The organism is Intestinimonas sp. HCP28S3_D6, from assembly GCF_052065695.1.
GTDB lineage: Bacteria > Bacillota > Clostridia > Oscillospirales > Oscillospiraceae > Intestinimonas.
Window position 1 is genome coordinate 1 of the sequence record NZ_JBQHTM010000128.1, and the last position, 1,222, is coordinate 1,222.

General features: G+C 51.5%; 2 tRNA genes and 2 rRNA genes. All 4 read left to right on the forward strand.

The annotated features are described in order from the left end of the window. Positions 1-102: ribosomal RNA gene (locus tag ACTNBK_RS17030) — 16S ribosomal RNA — on the forward strand; the annotation flags it as partial. Between the two features lie 128 nt (positions 103-230). Beyond that, positions 231-307, forward strand: a tRNA-Ile gene (locus ACTNBK_RS17035). Positions 308-320: 13 nt separating this feature from the next. Then, a tRNA-Ala gene (locus ACTNBK_RS17040) sits at positions 321-396 on the forward strand. A 266-nt stretch (positions 397-662) separates the two neighbouring features. Next, positions 663-1,222, forward strand: a 23S ribosomal RNA gene (locus tag ACTNBK_RS17045); the annotation flags it as partial.

Sequence of the window (1,222 nt, forward strand, 5' to 3'; positions counted from 1 at the left end):
AGCCTAACCGCAAGGGGGGCGCGGCCGAAGGTGGGTTCGATAATTGGGGTGAAGTCGTAACAAGGTAGCCGTATCGGAAGGTGCGGCTGGATCACCTCCTTTCTAAGGAGAATTCAACGAGACCAGTTCTTGTTGTAACGTCCTAAGGTCAGGGCTTTTCTGGAGCGTGCAAGTGATTCACGTTGTTTAATTTAGAGGGCGCACACCGCTGAACGGTGAGTACCTAGCGCGGGCCCATAGCTCAGCTGGCTAGAGCGCACGACTGATAATCGTGAGGTCGGTGGTTCGAGTCCACTTGGGCCCACCACTAAAACCCTTACGGGGGTATAGCTCAGTTGGTAGAGCACCTGCTTTGCAAGCAGGGGGTCACCGGTTCGAGTCCGATTACCTCCACCAACAAAATCAGATCTCAATGCTTAAACGAGTGTTGAGCATTGAGATCTGACCTTGATGGTCAGAGGTCTGTACCTTGAAAACTGAACAATGCGAAGAAAGTATTGAGAGCAAGCAACAGAGGGCAATAAGCAAATGTTGTGGAACTTTAAGATAGAATGGCGAAAGCTGTTCTAGTGAAGGGTAAAACGACAATGAAGCCAATTGAACTTCTGTGATGCCTGCATGATTCATGATCTAAAACGTGGAACCAGAAAGGTTCTGCGAAAGGTCAAGCTAGAAAGAGCGCAAGGGGAATGCCTTGGCATCAGGAGCCGACGAAGGACGTGACAAGCTGCGATAAGCTACGGGGAGCGGCACATACGCATTGATCCGTGGATTTCCGAATGGGGCAACCCGGCAGAGCAATACTCTGTCAGCGTGCGTTGAATAAAATAGGCGTACGCGGGGAACCGCCTGAACTGAAACATCTAAGTAGGGCGAGGAAGAGAAATCAACCGAGATTCCGCAAGTAGTGGCGAGCGAACGCGGAAGAGGGCAAACTAGAGGATTTATCCTCTGGGGTTGTGGACTGACACAACGGCAGGATAGTTTAGCTGAACGGTATGGGAAGGCCGACCACAGCGGGTGATAGTCCCGTAAGCGAAAAATGATTCCTGTTAGTCAGTATCCAGAGTACCGCCGGACACGTGAAACCCGGTGGGAAGCTGGGGGGACCACCCTCCAACCCTAAATACTACCTGATGACCGATAGAGGAGCAGTACCGTGAGGGAAAGGTGAAAAGGACCCCGGGAGGGGAGTGAAATAGAACCTGAAACCTTGTGCTTA